Source organism: Micromonospora sp. DT44 (genome assembly GCF_049841635.1).
Lineage (GTDB): Bacteria > Actinomycetota > Actinomycetes > Mycobacteriales > Micromonosporaceae > Micromonospora.
Window position 1 is genome coordinate 326 of the sequence record NZ_JBNCKS010000025.1, and the last position, 17,764, is coordinate 18,089.

Annotated in this window: 14 protein-coding genes; 3 read left to right on the forward strand and 11 right to left on the reverse strand. The window is 71.3% G+C overall.

What is annotated here, in order from left to right:
- The 3 genes from ACLQ25_RS16160 to ACLQ25_RS16170 form a co-directional block, all read right to left on the reverse strand.
- A partial coding sequence (locus ACLQ25_RS16160) for a hypothetical protein (protein ID WP_425731689.1) occupies window positions 1-504 on the reverse strand: 504 nt, incomplete at its 3' end.
- A 392-nt stretch (window positions 505-896) separates the two neighbouring features.
- On the reverse strand, window positions 897-1,478 hold the full coding sequence (locus ACLQ25_RS16165; protein WP_425731690.1) for a DUF2752 domain-containing protein: 582 nt from the start codon (window positions 1,476-1,478) through the stop codon (window positions 897-899).
- Window positions 1,479-1,482: 4 nt separating this feature from the next.
- Window positions 1,483-2,712 carry a winged helix-turn-helix domain-containing protein gene (locus ACLQ25_RS16170; RefSeq protein WP_425731691.1) on the reverse strand — a complete coding sequence of 410 codons (1,230 nt, stop codon included), beginning with the start codon at window positions 2,710-2,712 and terminating at the stop codon, window positions 1,483-1,485.
- Window positions 2,713-2,792: 80 nt separating this feature from the next.
- Between ACLQ25_RS16170 and ACLQ25_RS16175 the strand changes: the two genes are divergently transcribed.
- The gene (locus tag ACLQ25_RS16175; RefSeq protein ID WP_425731692.1) at window positions 2,793-3,344 is read left to right on the forward strand and encodes a GNAT family N-acetyltransferase; all 552 of its coding nucleotides are present in this window, start codon (window positions 2,793-2,795) and stop codon (window positions 3,342-3,344) included.
- On the opposite strand, the gene ACLQ25_RS16180 is transcribed toward ACLQ25_RS16175, so the two are convergent.
- On the reverse strand, window positions 3,243-4,517 hold the full coding sequence (locus ACLQ25_RS16180; protein WP_425731693.1) for a glycosyltransferase 87 family protein: 1,275 nt from the start codon (window positions 4,515-4,517) through the stop codon (window positions 3,243-3,245). The two genes, ACLQ25_RS16175 and ACLQ25_RS16180, sit on opposite strands and share 102 nt — an antisense overlap.
- A 35-nt stretch (window positions 4,518-4,552) precedes the next feature.
- On the opposite strand from ACLQ25_RS16180, the gene ACLQ25_RS16185 reads away from it, so the two are divergent.
- Complete coding sequence (locus ACLQ25_RS16185; protein WP_425731694.1) at window positions 4,553-5,128, forward strand: GNAT family N-acetyltransferase; 576 nt, start codon at window positions 4,553-4,555, stop codon at window positions 5,126-5,128.
- Window positions 5,129-5,165: 37 nt separating this feature from the next.
- Here ACLQ25_RS16185 and ACLQ25_RS16190 read toward each other — a convergent pair whose 3' ends face one another.
- The 4 genes from ACLQ25_RS16190 to ACLQ25_RS16205 all read right to left on the reverse strand — a co-directional run bounded on the left by ACLQ25_RS16190 (window position 5,166) and on the right by ACLQ25_RS16205 (window position 9,505).
- Entirely contained in the window at window positions 5,166-6,050 is an 885-nt protein-coding gene (locus tag ACLQ25_RS16190) for a carbohydrate ABC transporter permease (RefSeq protein ID WP_425731695.1), read from the reverse strand.
- Between the two features lies 1 nt (window position 6,051).
- Window positions 6,052-7,173: a carbohydrate ABC transporter permease gene (locus ACLQ25_RS16195; RefSeq protein ID WP_425731696.1), complete on the reverse strand. Its 1,122-nt coding sequence runs from the start codon at window positions 7,171-7,173 to the stop codon at window positions 6,052-6,054.
- 71 nt (window positions 7,174-7,244) lie between these two features.
- Window positions 7,245-8,492 (reverse strand): sugar ABC transporter substrate-binding protein, encoded by a 1,248-nt coding sequence (locus ACLQ25_RS16200; protein ID WP_425731697.1) that lies wholly within the window; start codon window positions 8,490-8,492, stop codon window positions 7,245-7,247.
- A 26-nt stretch (window positions 8,493-8,518) separates the two neighbouring features.
- Complete coding sequence (locus ACLQ25_RS16205) at window positions 8,519-9,505, reverse strand: LacI family DNA-binding transcriptional regulator (RefSeq protein WP_425731698.1); 987 nt, start codon at window positions 9,503-9,505, stop codon at window positions 8,519-8,521.
- A gap of 145 nt (window positions 9,506-9,650) precedes the next feature.
- Here ACLQ25_RS16205 and ACLQ25_RS16210 point away from each other — a divergent pair, with 145 nt between their 5' ends.
- Window positions 9,651-11,756, forward strand: a complete 2,106-nt coding sequence (locus ACLQ25_RS16210; protein ID WP_425731699.1) for a glycogen debranching N-terminal domain-containing protein — start codon at window positions 9,651-9,653, stop codon at window positions 11,754-11,756.
- 237 nt (window positions 11,757-11,993) lie between these two features.
- Here the strand turns inward: ACLQ25_RS16210 and dapB are convergent, their stop codons facing one another.
- From dapB to ACLQ25_RS16225, 3 genes are read right to left on the reverse strand one after another with little or no spacing between them, the layout of a single operon-like run.
- Entirely contained in the window at window positions 11,994-12,746 is a 753-nt protein-coding gene (dapB, locus tag ACLQ25_RS16215; protein WP_425731700.1) for a 4-hydroxy-tetrahydrodipicolinate reductase, read from the reverse strand.
- A 38-nt stretch (window positions 12,747-12,784) separates the two neighbouring features.
- Window positions 12,785-17,302: a caspase, EACC1-associated type gene (locus ACLQ25_RS16220; RefSeq protein WP_425731701.1), complete on the reverse strand. Its 4,518-nt coding sequence runs from the start codon at window positions 17,300-17,302 to the stop codon at window positions 12,785-12,787.
- A complete protein-coding gene (locus tag ACLQ25_RS16225; protein ID WP_425731702.1) occupies window positions 17,295-17,699 on the reverse strand; it encodes an effector-associated constant component EACC1 in 405 nt (134 codons plus the stop codon). Before ACLQ25_RS16225 ends, ACLQ25_RS16220 begins: the two co-directional genes overlap by 8 nt.
- Between the last annotated feature and the right edge of the window lie 65 nt (window positions 17,700-17,764).

The following is a 17,764-nucleotide window of genomic DNA, read 5'->3' on the forward strand; positions in this document are numbered from 1 at the left end:
CGGATCTCCCCATGCGCTCGACTCTGGTCCGAGCATGGGCGGAGGCACGTTCAGAGAATCCCTCCTGTTGAGATAGTCATCTAGAAGCGCTCGCACGCTGTTTGGCAGCCCCTCGACGGGGTAACGCCCTGCTTGGCGGATCATGATGCCGACGCTGACGGGAACCCCGGCCGCCGCGTCGTGCGTTTCAGCCCTGAAAGGAATACGGTAGCTCTGGGTTGCGGGGTGCTCCCGCCAACTCGCAAGAAAGTCGCCGACCGTGTCCCACCTGCGTTCCCGCTCCGGGTCGTCCAGATACGTTCGCGGCTGAGACGGGTGAAAGAGCGGGTGGCGCCGCCCTTGCTCGCTAATAGAATTCGGATCTCCCCATGCGCTCGACTCTGGTCCGAGCATGGGCGGAGGCACGTTCAGAGAATCCCTCCTGTTGAGATAGTCAAGTAGCAGCGCTTCCACGCCGTCTGGCAGATTCGCGATGTAGCCGTTGCGTCCTGCTTCGTCGACCATCCGGCCGACATGGACGTCATGCCCGTCCTCGGCGCGCGTTGTAGCTCCAACAGGAATACGGTAGCTCTGGGTTGCGGGGTGCCCCCGCCAACTCGCAAGAAAGTCGCCGGCCGTGTCCCAGTCGCGTTCCCGGGCCCGGCGCCTCTCCGCCTCGCCCTCCCACGTGTTGCCTCCGATCGTACCCGGCATGTTCCGTGCTCCCCTCGTCAGTCCGACTTAGTCCTGACGGGCAACGATGGGCTTTGGTTCAACCGACAGGCGGCGAATTTGAAGTCCCGGCACCATGCCCGCCGAGCGCCGCCTACGCGGAGGACGGTGGGCGGGAATCCGCCGAACAACGGCACGTCAAGCAATGGCACGTCCGGGGGCGGCGCGTGTCGGATGAAGCTGGGTCAGACGTAGAGCGAGGTGAACGGCGCCCAGGGCAGGTTACGCACCACCGTGAACGCCAGCCACGCGGCCATGAAGCCGCTAATGACCTTGGGGCTGATCCGCAGCTCGGGCAGCCGCCAGCCGAACGCCTGGTTGCCCGCCCAGGCCACGAAGAGGTACGCCAGGAAGGGCAGCGAGAAGACGAACAGGAAGTGGTGTCGGGCGGCGGCCGGCAGGTCGGCGTGCAGCACGTACCAGAGCGCGCGGGTGCCGCCGCAGCCCGGGCAGTCGAACCCGGTGGTCAGCTTGAGAATGCAGGTGGGCGCGGCGTCCGGGTCGGCGTGGGTCGGGTTGCTCACCAGCGCGTAGGCCATGCCGAGCCCGATGCAGCCGACGGCGGCCAGTGGCACGGCCCAGCGCGGCGAACGTTCGTGGATCCGCAGGACGAGCCGGGTGAGCCGGTCGGGTTCGGGCGCCGGGTAGTGGTAACCGACGGGCGGCTCCGCCGACCATCCGTTCTGCGCAGCATTGGGGGCGGACACCGTGTGGACGGCACCGGCGGTGGGCGGTGACTGGTCGACCGGTCCGGGAACGCTCGTCACGCGTTCACGGTACACCCGACACGCTCGCCAGGGCGGCCGTGAGCGGACCGGCCAGGTCGCCGGCGGCGGGTGGGGCGACCGCGTCCAGCCCGAGCCAGCCGGCCAGCCGGTACAGCTCGGCGGCGAGCGCCACGGCGGTCTCCCCCGCGTCGGCGCCGGGCTCGAGCCAGGCGGCCGGCACCAGCAGCACCCCGGCCCTGCGGTCGGCCTTCAGGTCGACCCGCGCGGTGAAACGGTCACCCTGCAGGAACGGCAGCACGTAGTAGCCGTAGACCCGCTGCGGCGCCGGAACGTAGATCTCGATCCGGTAGCTGAAGTCGAACAGCCGCTCGGTGCGGGCACGTTCCCAGATCAGCGGGTCGAACGGGCTGACCAGCGTGTTGCCCCGGACCCAGCGCGGCAGCCGTGCCGACGCGTGCAGCCAGGCCGGCTGCCGCCAGCCCGCCACGGTGACCGGCACCAGCTCACCGGCCTCGGCCAGCTCGGCGACCGCCTGGCGGGCGCCGGCGACCGGCAGCCGGAAGTAGTCGCGCAGCTCCGGCTCGGCGGCCACCCCGAGCGACCGCGCGGCCAGGGCCACCAGACCGCGGTACGCCTCGGCGTCGGTCGGTGTCGGCGCGGCGAGCACGGCCGGCGGGAGCACCCGCTCGGGCAGGTCGTAGCGGCGGGCGAAGGACGTGCTGCGCTCGGCGGCGGTCACCTCACCGGCCCAGAACAGGAACTCCAGCGCCTGCTTGACGGCCGACCAGTTCCACCCCCAGTTGCCGGTCTGCCGGGGCGCGTCGTGCTCGATCTCGGCGGCGGTCAACGGACCCCGCGCGGCCACCTCGTCGCGCACCCAGGCGACCAGCTCCGGCTGTTCCTGGGCGATGCGCCGCATGCCACCCCAGGATTCGCTGTGTGCGCGGGCCATTCGCCAGCGCAGCAGCGGGTGCAGCCCGACCGGAACCAGGGACGCCTCGTGGCCCCAGTATTCGAACAGCTCGCGGGGGCGGCGGTAGGCGGCCTGGTCGAGCAGCGCGGTGGGGTACGGACCGAGTCGGCTGTAGAGCGGCAGGTAGTGCGCCCGTTGCAGCACGTTGACCGAGTCCATCTGGATCAGGGAGACCCGGTCGAGGACCCGGCGCAGGTGTCGACGGGTGGGCACGCCGGTCGGCGGCGGGTCGGCGAAGCCCTGGGCGGCGAGCGCCACCCGCCGGGCCTGGGCGAGCGAGAGTGATTCCGGTGCGGCCATCGTCGGCGACGATAAATCATCGGTACGACGCCGGTGCGGGAAGCTGGACTCCGACCGTCACGGGGGCATAGAACGGTGCAATGCTGACCATCCGCCGGGAGGAGCCCGATGACGCCGAGGCGATCGCCCGGGTGCACGTACACGGCTGGCAGTCGGGTTACGCCGGTGTCATGCCGGACGAGGTACTCGGCCGGCTCAACGTGGCGGCCTGGGCGCAGCGCCGTCGTGAGGTGGGCACCGCCGACCCGGAGCACCCGTTCACCACGCTCATCGGCGAGGTGGACGGGCTGGCCGTCGGCTTCACCACCTTCGGGCCGTACCGCCGCAACCAGGACCGGGACGACCTGGACCCGAGCGTCGGCGAGGTGCTGGCGCTCTACGTCGAGCCGGCGTTCTGGGGCGACGGGACAGCCACCGCGCTGCTCACGGCCGCCCGCGCCGGGCTCGTCGAGCGCGGCTGGACCGGCTACCGGCTGTGGGTGCTGGCCGACAACCGGCGGGCCCGCCGGTTCTACGAACGGGCCGGGCTGTCACCGGACGGTGAGCGGTCGACCTACCAGGTGCCGCTCGCCGGCGGGCGCGGGCCGGTCGGGCTCGTCGAGCTGCGGTACGCCGGACGCCTCGACGACTGACCCGCCCGGCGTCAGCCACCGGCGGATCGGCAGGAAGGCCAGCAGGGCCAGGCTGATCCAGACGTACGCGTTGCTGCCGAGGAAGCCGTCCACGCCGGTGAAGTCCTTCTCCCAGAACCAGACGGTCCGGCTGATCAGCAGCGCGTACCCGATGGTCGCGGCGATCAGCAGGACGCGCCGGCGGCGGCCGGCCGGCGCGGCCATCGCGTTGTCGACCAGCAGGATCAGCGCGGGCAGCAGCCAGACCAGGTGGTGCACCCAGGTGACCGGGCTGACCAGGCACATCACCGCGCCGGTCAGGGCCAGGCCGGTCGCCTCGTCGCCGGCCGCGACGGCCGCGCGGGAACGCCAGGCCCAGAGCGCCAGGGTGCCGAGCACCAGCAGCAGCCAGAGCAGGGTGCTCGGGTGCCGCGGGTCGAGGCGGGCGACCACGCCGCGCAGCGACTGGTTGGAGACGAAGGCCAGCTCGCCGACCCGAGCGGTGTTCCACAGCGCCTCGGTCCAGAACTCCCGGGACGCGTCCGGGAAGAGCGCGCCGGCCAGCACGGTCACCGCGGCGGCGGCGCCGCTGGCGGTGAGCGCCACGCGCCACCGCCCGGTGACCAGCAGGTAGACGATGAAGATGCCCGGGGTCAGCTTGATCGCGGTGGCCAGCCCGATGCCCACGCCCGCCCACCGGTTGCCGGCGGGCAGCAGCCGGAGCAGGTCCACCGCGACCAGGAAGAGCAGCAGCGTGTTGACCTGCCCGAAGTTGATCGTCTCGCGCATCGGCTCGAAGGCGGCGGCCAGGCAGAGCGCGACGGCGAGGGCGAACCAGCGGGTCCACCCGGCCCGCCGGGCGATCGGGTCGACGAACCACCAGATCAGCACGGTGGTGGTGGCCACGCTGGCGAGCACGCTCACCACGATCGCGGCCGTCCACGGCAGGTACGCCATCGGCAGCATGACCAGCGCGGCGAACGGCGGGTAGGTAAAGCCGTACTGGGTGCTGGGCTTGAGGTAGTCGTAGATCTCGCCGCCGTCGTGCACCCACCACGTCAACGCGCCGTAGTAGACCTTCAGGTCGAAGAAGCCGTGCCGTACGGCCGCCACGGAGAGGAACGCGGTGACCGCCGCGGCGAGCACCACCACCCCGACAACCTGCACGGCCGTCCTGTTGGCACCCTGCGCCACCGCCGCCTCCCCCGCCCTGCGTAGGCTTCCGTCCCATGGCTCTCGGGTACGTCCGCCCGGCGCGTCCCGAGGACGCCGGCGAGATCGCACGCATCCAGCTCGCGACCTGGCGGGTCGCGTACCGCCGGATCCTGCCTCGGCATGTGCTCGACAACCTGGACGAGGCGTTCCTCGCCCGGCGGTGGAGCGCCGCGGTGCTGGAGCCGCCCTCCGGCGCGCACCGGGTGCTGGTCGCCGTCGAACAGGCCGAGCAATCGTATCTGGTGGGGTTCGCCGCCTCCGGCCCGGCCGACGGAGAGGCGTTGGCGCCGGGTGAGCCAGCCGATGCCCTGGGCCCGGACGTGGCCGCCGTGACCGACCTGCTGGTCGAGCCGCGCTGGGGTCGACGTGGGCACGGCAGCCGGCTGCTCGCCGCCACCGTCGACCTGTGGCGCGAAGACGGGTTGGGTCGGGCGGTGGCCTGGGCGTTCGACGGCGACGAGGCGACCCGGAAGTTCCTCACCAGCACCGGCTGGGAGCCCGACGGCGCGGCCCGGGCGCTGGACGTCGACGACATGCTGGTGCCTCAGGTGCGCCTGCACGTGGCCGTACCGCCGGAGAAGAGCGAGTGAACCGGTGCGGCGGCCCTGGGCCGCCGCACCGGCACGGTCAGCCCTTGTCCGAACCGTCGTTGGCGTCGCGGACGAAGTAGCGCTGGAACACCACGAAGATGATCGCCACGGGAATGGTGGCGAGCAGCGCCGCGCCCAGCTTCAGCGGGTACTGGTTGCCGCTGCCCAGTGAGCCGCTGACCAGGTCGGCGAGGCCACGCGGCAGGGTGAACAGGTCCGGGTCCTGCACCGACACGAGGCTGTGCGGGAACTCGTTCCAGGAGCCCTGGAACGACAGGATGGTCAGGGTGATCAGCGCCGGTTTCGCCATCGGCAGCACCACCGACCAGAAGGTGCGGAAGATGCTCGCCCCGTCGATGCGGGCGGCCTCCTCCACACTCACGGGGATCGACTCGAAGAACTGTTTCATGATGAACACGCCCGCCGCGTCGGCCAGCAGCGGCACCACGAGGCCGGCGTAGCTGTTGTAGATGCCGAGCTGGTTGAGCACCAGGAACTTCGGGATCAGCAGGACCACACCGGGGACCGCCATCACCGCGATGACGGCCGCGAACAGCCCGCTGCGCCCGACGAACCGCAGGCGGGCCAGGGCGTACCCGGCGAGCGAGTCGAAGAACACCCGTCCGAGGGTGACCAGCACGGTCACCAGCAGCGAGTTGCCCAGCCAGAGCGGGAAGTTGGTGCCCGCGAAGATCCGCTCGAAGCCGGCCAGGGTGAGCGGGTCCGGGAACGGCGAGAGCGGGTTGGCCGCCGCGTCCGGCTCGGTCTTGAGCGAGCTGGCGATCTGGATGACGAACGGGTAGAGGAACACCAACCCGAAGAAGACCAGCGTCGCGTACCCCAGGAAGCGGGTGGCCAGCGTGCGGGCCCCGCGCTGGTCACCGCGCGCGGGCCCCGCCGGGCGGTCGGTGGACACGGCCATCTCAGGACCTTTCCGGTACGCGCCGACGCCACCAGCCGCGACGAGGTCGGTCGGTGTCCCGCTCGGCCAGCACGCGGCGCTGGATCAGCGTGAGCACGATGATGATCAGGAACAGCACGAACGAGATCGCCGCGCCGGAGCCGTAGTCGAAGTCCCGGAAGGCGGTCCGGTACGACAGGTAGGCCGGGGTGAGGGTGGTCTTGGCCGGGTCGCCCTGGCTCATGACGTACACCTGGTCGAAGACCTGCCAGGAGCCGATCAGGCCGAGGGTGAGCACCAGGAAGGTGGTCGGCCTGATCATCGGCAGCGTGACGTGACGGAAGCGCTGCCAGCGGGACGCGCCGTCGAGGGTGCTGGCCTCGTCGAGGGTCACCGGCACGTTCTGCAGCCCGGCCAGGAACATCAACATGAACGTGCCGGAGGTGGACCAGACGACCAGCGTGATGATCGAGGTCATCGCGACGCTCGGGCCGGCCAGCCAGTCCCACCAGCTCAGCCCGAACGGGCCGCCGTCGGTCAGCGCCGTCGGGGGCGTGTCGACGCCGACCGCGCCGAACAGCAGGTGCAGGACGCCCCGGGAGTCGGCGAACCACTCCGGTCCGTCGATCCCGACGAAGCCGAGCAGCGCGTTCACCGCGCCCGAGTTGGCGAACAGGAACAGGAACACCACGCTGATCGCGACCGAGCTGGTGACCGAGGGGAAGTAGAAGGCGCTGCGGAAGAAGCTCTTGCCCTTGAGCATCCGGTTGTTGACGATCAGCGCCAGCCCGAGCGCGAGCACGGTCTGTGCCGGCACCACGATGGCCACGTAGTAGATGGTGTTGCGGATGCTGGTCATGAAGTCGCGGCGGGCCAGCCCGTCCTCGGTGAACAACTGGGTGTAGTTGTGCGCCCCGACGAACGGGACATCGCCGGTGAACGGGCTGCCCTGGCCGTTCCAGTCGGTCAGGCTGACCCAGAGCGCCATCAGGATCGGCAGCAGCAGGAACAGCCCCAGGATGACGATCACCGGCGTGACGAACAGCCAGCCGGCGAGGTTCTCGTTGCCGCGAACGCCACGACGGCGTCGGCGGCGGCTCGCGCCGGGCGCGGTGGCCGCGGCGGTCAGTGTCTCGGTTGCCATCTCCCCTCCCTTCCTCTCTCGGGTCGACGTGCCGGCGGGGGCCCGCTGGTGTGCGGGCCCCCGCCGTCACCTCAGCTGCCGCCGAGCGCGGCCTTGGCGTTCTTGTCGAAGTTCTGCAGCACGGTCTTCGGGTCACCGTTGGCGAGGCCCTGCAGGCCGGTGTCGAGGTCCTTGAGGACGCTGTCCATCTTCGGCGCGTTCACCGGGCCCTGGGCGTATGCGGCGCCGTCGATGAAGACCTTGTCGCCGGGTGAGGCGGCCGTGTACTGGTCGCGCACCGACTGCCGGGACGGCATGACACCGACCGCCTTGGCGAACGTCAACTGCTGCTCGCCGCTGGTCATCGCCTCGACGAACTTGATCGCCTGGTCCTTGTACTTGCTCTTCGCCGCGATGCCCCAGCACTGCGTGAAGGAGAGGGTGCCCTGACCCTTCGGGCCGGCCGGCAGCGCCACCACCTTGTACTTCACGTGCGGGAAGTCGTTCTGCATGGCGCCCTTGATCCAGTTGCCCTCGATCGTCATCACGGCCTTGCCCTTGCCGAACGCCTCACCGGACCAGCCCGAGTCGAGCTGCTTCGGGTACTTGGCCAGGCCGGAGGTGAGCAGGGACTTGACGTACTCCAGGGCGGCCAGGTTCTCCGGGGTGTCGGCGGTCGGCTGCTTGCCGTCCTTGCTCAGCAGCCAGCCACCGTTCTGCACGAGGAAGGCGCCGATCCGGTCCCGGGTGTCGCCGAGCGCCAGGGCGACCTGCCCCTTCGCCTTGATCTTCTGGGCGGTCACGGTGAGCTGGTCCCAGGTGGTCGGCACGTCGGCGTCGGTCAGCCCGGCCTTGGCCCACAGGTCGGTGTTGATCTGCAGGGCCAGGGTGGAGAAGTCCTTGGGAGCGCAGTAGAGCTTGCCGTCGTACGTGAACGTGGTGCGCAGGCTCTCGTAGAAGTCGCTGCTGTTCGAGATCTTGTCGCCGTACGGCTCCAGCGCGCCGACGCTCGCGTAGTCGGCGAAGCGGGCCGCGTCGACGTAGAAGACGTCCGGCGGGGTGCCGCCGGCGAGGGACTGGCCGAGCTGCTGGGTGAGGTCCTGCGCCGGGGTGACCGTCGCGCTGTTGCCGGAGCTGCTGGCCCACTTCGCGGCGGCGTCCTGCACGGCCTTGGTCTCGGCGTCGCCGGAGGAGCCGATGAGGATCTGCAGGTTGGCCGGGCCGCTGGACTGGGCGGCGTCGCCGGAGTCGTCGAAGCCGCTGCCACAGGCCGCGGAGCCGAGCAGCGCGACGGCGGCGAGGCCGGCGACCGCTGCCCGGGTGAGGGTTCTGGGTGCCATGGGTTTCTCCTGGTGAGGGGGTGGGGTTATGCGGTGTGCCGCGGGGCCAGCGAGGGCGCGAGCAGCACAGGGGTGGGTGTCTGGTTGCCGTCGAGGACGCCGGTGAGCAGGTCCACGCAGCGGGCGGCGGCTTCGCCGAGTGGTTGGCTGACGCTGGCCAGGCCGATGGCGGCGGCCACCGGCGTGTCGTCGAAGCCGATCACCGACACCGGCGGGTCGAGGTCGCGGATCGCCTGGAGCGCGCCGAGCGCGAGCGAGTCGCTGGCACAGACCACGGCGGTCGGCCCCTCGGCGGCGAGCAGGTCGCGCATGAGACGTTCCCCCTCGGCGACGCCGTCCTCGGTCTCCCGGTGCAGGCCGGCGGGGTCGACGCCGGCGGCGTGCAGCGTGTCGCGCCAGCCGGCACGTCGGTCGTCGCCGACGCCGGAACCGGTCGGCCAGCCGATGAAGGCGATCCGCCGGTGCCCGGCGTCCAACAGGTGCCGGGTGGCCGCTGCGGTGCCGGCCGCGCCGTCGACGTCGACCCAGGGGTGCGCGTCGAGCGCGTCCCACGGCCGGCCGAACGTCACGAAGGGCACCTCCCGCTCGGCGAGCCAGGCGGTACGCGGGTCGCCGTACTTGGTGCCGACCAGCACGAACGCGTCCAGCTCGTACGTGCCGAGCAGGTCGTCGTAGGTGGCGATCTCCCGCTCGTCGTCGGTGGCGGTGTAGAGCAGCACCCGGTAGCCGGCGGCGTCGGCGGTCTCGGTGAGGCCGTGCAGGAAGCGGTCGAGCACGGAGCCGTTGATGCCGTCGAGGGTGGGTTCGATGCGGGCGGCGATGAGTCGGGACCGGCCGGTGCGCATCTGCCGGGCGGCCTGGTTGGCCCGGTAGCCGAGCGCGGCGATCGCGTCCTCGACCCGCTGCCGGGTCTCCTGGCGCACGATGTGCGGGGCGTTGAGCACGTTGGAGACCGTCTGGCGGCTCACTCGGGCGTGCCGGGCCACCGTCGCGATGGTTACCTTTTCAGGCACTTAATCCCTCTCGCCGTCTTGAACGATCCAATTCGGATAGTGCAGGATTAGATCGTTCAAGTTTCTGGAATGTTTCGCACTTTGCACCGCCCGGGGCGCGTTGTCAAGACATCCGCCCCGCACCCCGATGATCTGGAGCCGCACCGTGACCGACCGCCAGCTGCAACCCCTTCTGCACGAGTTGGTGGGGGTGGTGCTCGCCCCCACCAGCGCGCTGGGGGACGTGACCGGGCAGATCCGCCCGACCGGCGTCCAGGGGGTCTTCCACGCCGACGCCCGCGTGCTCTCCCGGGCCGAGCTGCGCGTGGACGACCAGGAGTTGGAGGGGCTCACCCACGGCGAGGACGGCCCACACGGCGCCCGCTTCGTGGGTCTGGCCCGCTGGCTCGGCGATCCCACGCCCGACCCCACCGTCCGCGTCGACCGCTCCCGCCGGGCCACCCCCAACGGCCTCACCGAGGAGCTGCGGATCGTCTCGACCGCCACGGTCGGCGTACGGGCCACCGTCAGCGTCGACCTCGCCTGCGACCTGGCACCTATCGAGGCCGTCAAATCCGGTGGCGCCGCCGCGCCCCTGGAGGCCAAGACCGGCCAGCCGGGCCTGCTCACCTGGGCCGCCGACGGGATCACCGTCACCGTCACCGCGCCGGACGCCGACGTGCTCGCCACCGGCGAGCGGGCCACCGCACCCCGGCTGACCTGGCCGATCGACCTGCCTCCGCGCGGCGAGACGGTGCTGCGCTGGCAGGTGGCCGTCGCGGACCCCCGCGCCGTGGTGGTCGGCCCGACCGGGGAGCCGGAGTGGGCCCGACCGGAGGTGACCGCCGACGACCGACGGCTCGTCCGTCTCCTCGACCGCAGCCTCGACGACCTGCGCGGGCTACGACTGGCCGAGACCGGCGCTCCCGGGGACGTCTTCCTCGGCGCTGGCGTCCCCTGGTTCCTCACCCTGTTCGGCCGGGACAGCCTCTGGGCCGCCCGGATGATGCTGCCGCTCGGCACCGACCTGGCCGCCGGCACCCTGCGCGTCCTGGCGAGGCGCCAGGGCACCCGCGTCGACCCGGCCACCGGGGAGGCGCCCGGCAAGATCCTGCACGAGCTGCGCCGGCACGAGTTCACGGTGCCCGGCAACGGCCTGCGGCTTCCCCCGGCCTACTACGGCACCGTCGACGCCACCATGCTCTGGATCAACCTGCTGCACGACGCGTGGCGCTGGGGCCTGCCCGCCGAGCAGGTCGCACCGCTGCTGCCGCACCTGGAGGCGGCCCTCGGCTGGCTCGGCGAGCACGCCGACCCGGACGGCGACGGCCTGGTCGAGTACGTCGACACCACCGGGCACGGACTGTCCAACCAGGGCTGGAAGGACTCGGGTGACGCCGTACGCTTCCACGACGGCAGCCTGGCCACCGCGCCGATCGTGCTCGCCGAGGTGCAGGCGTACGCGCACGAGGCGGCGGTGAACGGCGCGGCACTGCTGGACGCCTTCGGCCGCCCCGGCGCAGACCGGTGGCGCGAACACGCCGCCGCCCTGGCCCGCCGGTTCCGGGAGAGCTTCTGGGTCGACGGCCGGTACGGCCCGCAGCCCGCCCTGGCCCTCGACCGGAACAAGCGGCCCGTCGACTCGCTGACCAGCAACATCGGTCACCTGCTCGGCACCGGTCTGCTCGACGCCGACGAGGAGGCGCAGATCGCCCGCCTGCTCACCACGGACACGCTGGCCGGCGGTTTCGGGCTACGGACGATGTCCACCGACGACGCGGGCTTCAGCCCGCTGTCGTACCACTGCGGTTCGATCTGGACCCACGACACCGCGATCGTGCTCGCCGGGCTGGCTCGCGGCGGGCACTCCGAGGCCGCGCTCGGCCTGGCCGAAGGGCTGCTCTCGGCGGCCGAGGCGTTCGACTACCGGATGCCCGAACTGTACGGCGGCGACGACCGGACGCTGCTGCGCCGCCCGGTGCCGTACCCGGCGGCCTGCCGTCCACAGGCGTGGGCCGCGGCGGGCGCGGTTCTGCTGCTCCAGGCTGCGACCGGCCTCTACCCGGACGTGCCCGGCGGCACGGTCCGGCTGACCCCGCTGGCCGGCCCCAACTTCGGCGCGCTGCACGCCACCAACCTCCGGGTAGCCGCCACCCCGGTGAGTGTCACGGTCAACCACACCGGCGAAGCCACCGTAACCGGCCTACCCACCGCCCTGACCCCAACCGTCCCCACCCAACGCAACCCGAAAACCCCAACCCGCTCCCGCTGACCCCCTCCCAGCCCGTCGATCATGGAGTTGTGGTGGGCGAAAGCTCCGTACCTGCCCCGTATGTAGGGCACCACAACTCCATGATCGACGCCGACGGAGAGGCGAGACGAGGCCCGCCGCCCAGCCCGCCGCGATCTTGCAGTTTGTGTTGCCGAGATGGGCGGGAATACCGCCTTTGTCGCCACCGGGACTGCAAGATCGCGGGAGGGGGGCCGCGCTGGCGGGGACGGGCTCGGGTTAGGCGAGGAGGGGGTCCAGGCCGATGGTCAGGCCGGGGCGGGTACGGACGGCGCGGACGGCCAGGATCACGCCGGGCATGAAGGACACCCGGTCGTACGAGTCGTGTCGGATCGTCAGCGTCTCGCCGGTGCCGCCGAACAGCACCTCCTGGTGGGCGACCAGACCGGTGGCGCGTACCGCGTGCACGCGTACCCCGTCGATGTCGGCGCCCCGCGCGCCCGGCACCTCGTCCTTCGTCGCGTCCGGAACCGGGCCGAGGCCGGCCTCGGCCCGGGCCTGGGCGATCTGCCGGGCGGTGTGCGTGGCGGTGCCGCTCGGTGCGTCCAACTTGCCGGGGTGGTGCAGCTCGATGATCTCGACGGACTCGAAGTGCCGGGCGGCCCGCGCGGCGAACTGCATCATCAGCACCGCGCCGATACCGAAGTTCGGGGCGATGACCACGCCCACCTCCGGCTTGTCGGCCAGCCAGCCGCGCACCTGCTCCAACCGCTGTTCCGTGAAGCCGGTGGTGCCCACGACCGCATGGATGCCCTGCGCGATGCACCACTGGAGGTTGTCCATGACGACGTCTGGCGTGGTGAAGTCGACGACCACCTGGGCGGCGGACGCGGCTTCGAGACCATCGCCCTGGTCGATCGCGGCGGCCAGTTCGAGATCGTCAGCGGCGTCGACGGCCTTGCAGACCTCGACACCCATCCGACCACGGGCACCGAACACGCCGACCCGGGTCTTCCCCTGCTCGTCAGTCACGGGCACAACCTATCCCAATCGGGACGGCACTCTCGGCCTCAGGGACACGACTCCTTCCGGGGCAGGCCGGACGCGTACTGCCGCCACTCATCATCGGACAACGCGGCGGGCGGCCACTCGCACAGCTCCCGGTAGACCCGGTCCGGGTCCAGATCCCACAGGGTCACCCCGCCCTCTGGGCTGAAGAGACCCGGTGGTGCGGTCGTCGGCACGTGGCTTAGCACCGTGCGACCATCTGGGGCGAACTCACCGAACTCACCGGGCATGGCGGCGAACCGGGTGAAGAAACCCTCGCCGTCCCGCCGCCAGAGCTCAAAAGCGCTGCCCCGGGATCCGGAGGTTGAGGCGCTGACCAGCGTCGCACCGTCCGGGCTGACGGTCAGCTCACGCAGACCGACGTCGCTGGTGAGGGCCGCACCGACGATCGGACGGTCAAGATCGGTGATGTCCCAGACCTTGAGCGATGCGCTTTCGTCATCAACGACCAGGGTGCGGGGATCGATGACAACGGGGACGCCGAAGCGAACCATCTTGATGGTGCCCTCCCGGCGACGGGGATGGTACGGGTCGCCGAGATCCCACAGCCGGCTCAGGAATCCGTCATGAATGTCGTTGATCAACAAAATCTTCCTGGTGCGCTCGTAGGACAAATTGTCCGAGCGGGGGGTGCTGGTCAGCGCCCCGGCCCGCATCGGATGTGTCCTCTCACTGACGTCCCACAGCTGAATCTGGGTGGCGTCCCAAACCGCCAGCACACCGTCGTCGAGGAACTGCAGATGCCCGGCCGCTTCGGCGTTGTCGAACCTGGCGACCTCGGTTGGTGCTCGCGGGTCACGCACGTCCAGCAACCGAATGGTCCGCGCGTCGGTGGAACCCATCGCGAGGTGATGGCCGTCCGGGCTGGCCGCCAGCCTCAGCTCAACTCCGACGCGGGGATCCAGCGGCAGATCCGCCGCAGGCACCGGTTGATGAGGATTGGCAAGGTCCCACAGCCGGAGGCTGCCGAGATCCCAGTTCAAGCTGATGATCGTGCGATCGTCGGGCAGGAATCGGGCGGCTCCCCAACCCTTCGGCAGTCGCGCGATCAGCACGGGCGGTCGAACGCCGACGTCCCAGATTCGGGCGCCCGACGAGTCCGGTAGACGCGGGACGCCGTCGGCGTTGGTGACCAGGTACCGACCGCCGAATCCGAACGCCTCGCCCGGCACCTGCACAAGAGGTGGGCTGAGGTCCGCCGCCAGCACCGGCGCGGTGGGTGCCCAGACCCGGATCGCACCACTCGCGGTGCCGTTGGCGAGGCCACGCCCGTCCGGGCGGAAGGCCACCGACGTGCCGGAGATGACACCTGGCAAAGCCGCCCAGTGGCTGACAGAGCTAGCCCCACTATCGACCTGCCACAGGTCCACCGCACCAGTGATGTTGGACGTGGCGAACACGGCGCCGTCGGGGCGGAATGAGATTGAGCTGATCCCGCCTTCGCTCGACGGGTTCGCAGAAGTCTGGTCCTCCAACGGGTGGGGACGCCGACGATCGGCCACATCCCAGACCTGCAGGCTATCTAGGGCACCCCCGGCGACCAGCTCGGTGCCCTGTGGGCTGAAGGCGACCGCGAAGGCCGAGACAACACGCAGCTCGACGAGCTGGGTCAACCGCCGGGGCTCCCCGACGTCCCAGAGCGTCACCTTCCCGTAGCCGAGCTTGAAATCGTGGAGCCGATGGGCGACTGCCAGGGTCCGACTGTCCGGGCTGAACGCCACCGAGGGCAGTTGGTTCCCAGCGAACGTGCGGCTGCTGATCACCGTCGGCCTGGTGGGATCCCGAATGTCCCAGAGCCGGAGGGTTCCGTTGTCACCACCGGTTGCCACCGTGCGGCCGTCCGGGGCTACGGCCAGTCCTTCCGTATCAAGACCGGGGTGTCGCACTGTGGCCATCTCCGCCGGATGTCCCGGGTCGGCGATGTCCCACAGGTTCAAGGTCTCCGCTGAACCGCCCACCACGATCTTGCCGTCAGGGGTCAGACCGGTTGCGGTGTTCGTCAGGCGCGGAATGACGGCACGCGGCGCGGGGTGCTCGGGATCCGAGACGTCCCAGAGCCGGGTGCTCCGGTCGGCGGCCGAGCTCACCAGGGTGCGACCGTCGGGTGTGTAGGCCAAGTCGAGGACGGGCTCCTCGTGGCCGGTCAGCAGCATCGCACGCGGTTCGGCGTAGGAGGCGTACAACGCCTGCCGGGCCTCCGGCGTAGCAGCGGTGCGGTAGGCGCTGAGGCTGAGGGCGAGCGCCACCTCCGGCCGGCTCGACCGCAGCGCGTTGGCCTGCGCGGCCAGGCGGCGGGAGGCGATCTGCGCGTCCAACCGCTCTGCCCGGGCTCGCTGCTGCGCCGCCACGACCGCACCCGAACCCAACAGCAGTGCCAGGACCGCGATCACCGCTACTCCCGCGCGCCGCATCCGCCGCAGGCGCAGGCTTCGGGCCAGGAAGGACCGCTCCACCGGGCTCAACCGGTCGACCTCGTCCTCGGGAAGGGACTTGCGGGCAACCGTCAGTCGCGCCCCGGACATCAGGTCACCGCGGTCCCGTCCACCGGTCTGCCACGCCTGCGCGGCGTCGGAGAGCTGCTGCCGGGCCACCAACCGGGCCCGATCATCGTTGACCCAGGAGCGCAGTCGGGGCCAGGCGTGCAGGAGCGTCTCGTGGCTGACCCGAACCACGCCGTCCGGGTCGATGCCGACCAACCGGCGAGCGGCGAGCCGCTCCAGCACCACCGGGCCGGCGGCACCCAGCCCGTGCAGCAGTTCGGTACGCGGCACCGGCCGGGCCGTGTCCGTACCGCTCTCCCCCACCCGGGTCAGCCGCACCAGCAGCTTGCGGGCGGCGGCCTGCTCCGGCGCGTCAAGTCCGTCGTACGTGTCCTCGGCGGTCTTGGCGATCGCCCCGTTGAGCCCGCCGCTGTCCCGGTAGCCGGCGACGCTCAACCGGTTGCCGGTGCGTCGCCGCCACGTTTCCCAGAGCACGTGGGACAGCAACGGCAGCGCGCCCGGCTCCGGCCCACGGGGCCGACCGGCGCCCAGCTCGTGCAGCACCAACTCGGCCAGGCCGTCGCCGATCTCCAGACCGGCCTGGACGGCCGGGCCGTCGATCGCCCGGCGCAGCTCGGTGCCGGTCAACGGCCCGACCACCACCCGCGGACCGGCCAGCAATCCGGCGAAAGCCGGATCCTCGCTGGCGACACCGTAGAAGTCGGCCCGCAGGGCGGCCACCACGACGGCGTACGGGGCGCCGCCGGCGCGTGGCGCGGTCAATGCCGCGAGGCAGCCGGCGAAGGCTACCCGGGCCTCGTCGCCGACGTCGAGGGTGAACAACTCCTCCAACTGGTCGACGAGGAGCAGCACCGTCCGGCCCGGCGCGGTGGCCTCGACCAGCTCGGCGGCGGCAGCCGGCCGCTCCGCCAACCGGCCCGCCGCGTCCGGGTGGTCGTCGCCGAGGACCCGGGCAAGCGCCGCGAGCGGCTCGCCGCCCGGCGTCAGACCCGGCAGGATCACCAGCCAGACCGGCGGCTCAGCGTCGTCGGTGGTCAATCCGTCCCGTCGTACGCGGGCCAGCAGACCGGCGTGCAGGAGTGACGTCTTGCCACTGCCCGACGGCCCGAGCACCAGCAGCGTGCCCGGGTCGGCCAGCCGCCGGGCCGCCGCATCGACAAGCGCGGCAATCGCCGACTCCCGCCCGAAGAACACGTCCGCGTCCTTCTCCCGGAACGGGTCCAGGCTCCGGTAGGGACTCGGCCCGCTGGACTGGGCGACGGGAACGCCCTCGGGGTCGGTGACCGGGCGGTACGCCGGATTGTCGGCGAGGACGAGCCGACCGGAATGCCCGGCCTCCTGACGCCGGGGCAGCGGTGCGTCCCGCGCCCGTAGCACGTCGAAGAGATGGTGGTACGCGTCGTCGAGGGTCAACTGCGGCCCGGCCGACGGGTCGCCCTGGTCGAGGAACCCGATCAGGGCACCGGTGAAGGCGGTGTGCTCGCGTTCCGGGTCGGCCGAGGCGAGTTGCTCGGCGGAACTCAGCAGGTAGGCACCGTGCACCGGGGGGAGCCCGACGAGCGGGTCCGCGACCGGCGGGGCCAGGTGGGCCCGCCCGGAGAAGCAGCAGTCCAGCACGACGACCACCGACGGCGCCCGGCACGCCGTCAGTGCCTCGCGCAGGTCCGAGACCGGGTACGCCTGATGCGCGGCCAGGCCGGGGGTGAGCCGTTCGGTGCCGCTGGCCGCCAGATACAACTCGCCGCCGGGCCCGCGCAGACCGTGGCCGATGAAGTAGATCAGCAGCACGGTGGTGGCCTGCTGCGCGGCCGCAGTGACCTCCCGGGCGATGGTGACCGCGTCCGGTGGGTCGTGAACCGCGCGTAGTTGCCCCGCCGGCACCCCGCACCGGCTGCTGAAGCGCTCGACCAGCGCGGTGAAGGTACGGCCCACCACCGGCACCGAGGGCAGCCCCTCGCCGTGGTGGGTTTCGGTGCCGATCACCAGGACCTGTACGCCCCGGCCGCTGAGGTTACCCATTTGTGACGGGCGGCTCCTCGGTGCCAGCCCGGTTGGATTCGAGTGCGACCGTATCGGTCGTCAATGCGGCGACCAGGTCGACCAGGTGGGCGCGCACCTGGGCGTCGGTCAGTTCGCGGACCCGATCCGCTTCGAGCTTCACCCGCCGACCGTCGGGCAGCTCGACCTCGACACGCACGGCACCGCCGCGATGCCGAATCCAGGAGATCAGCGCGGTGGCCAGGGCCGTCGCCACACTTCCCGGGGCCAGCGCCAACAGGAGCGAATCGAGCACCGGACCCAGCGCACCGGGCGGCGGCGGTGACTCGAGCCCGGTGACCCGGCCGCGAAGTTCGCCATCGTCGACGAGCCATTCCTGAAGTGACTCCAGGGCGGCCAGGTGGTCCTCACCAGACACCAGGATTCGTACGTCCACACTGGCCCCCGCAGCTCGCCTCGACGCCACGCAGCCTATCGAAGGCG

Bases quoted from the DNA above. Each gene is read 5' to 3' on its own strand.
- ACLQ25_RS16170 (WP_425731691.1), bottom strand. From the start codon at position 2,712: ATGGCCGCACCGGAATCACTCTCGCTCGCCCAGGCCCGGCGGGTGGCG.
- ACLQ25_RS16175 (WP_425731692.1), top strand. From the start codon at position 2,793: ATGCTGACCATCCGCCGGGAGGAGCCCGATGACGCCGAGGCGATCGCC.
- ACLQ25_RS16185 (WP_425731694.1), top strand. From the start codon at position 4,553: ATGGCTCTCGGGTACGTCCGCCCGGCGCGTCCCGAGGACGCCGGCGAG.
- ACLQ25_RS16190 (WP_425731695.1), bottom strand. From the start codon at position 6,050: ATGGCCGTGTCCACCGACCGCCCGGCGGGGCCCGCGCGCGGTGACCAG.
- ACLQ25_RS16195 (WP_425731696.1), bottom strand. From the start codon at position 7,173: ATGGCAACCGAGACACTGACCGCCGCGGCCACCGCGCCCGGCGCGAGC.
- ACLQ25_RS16200 (WP_425731697.1), bottom strand. From the start codon at position 8,492: ATGGCACCCAGAACCCTCACCCGGGCAGCGGTCGCCGGCCTCGCCGCC.
- ACLQ25_RS16220 (WP_425731701.1), bottom strand. From the start codon at position 17,302: ATGGGTAACCTCAGCGGCCGGGGCGTACAGGTCCTGGTGATCGGCACC.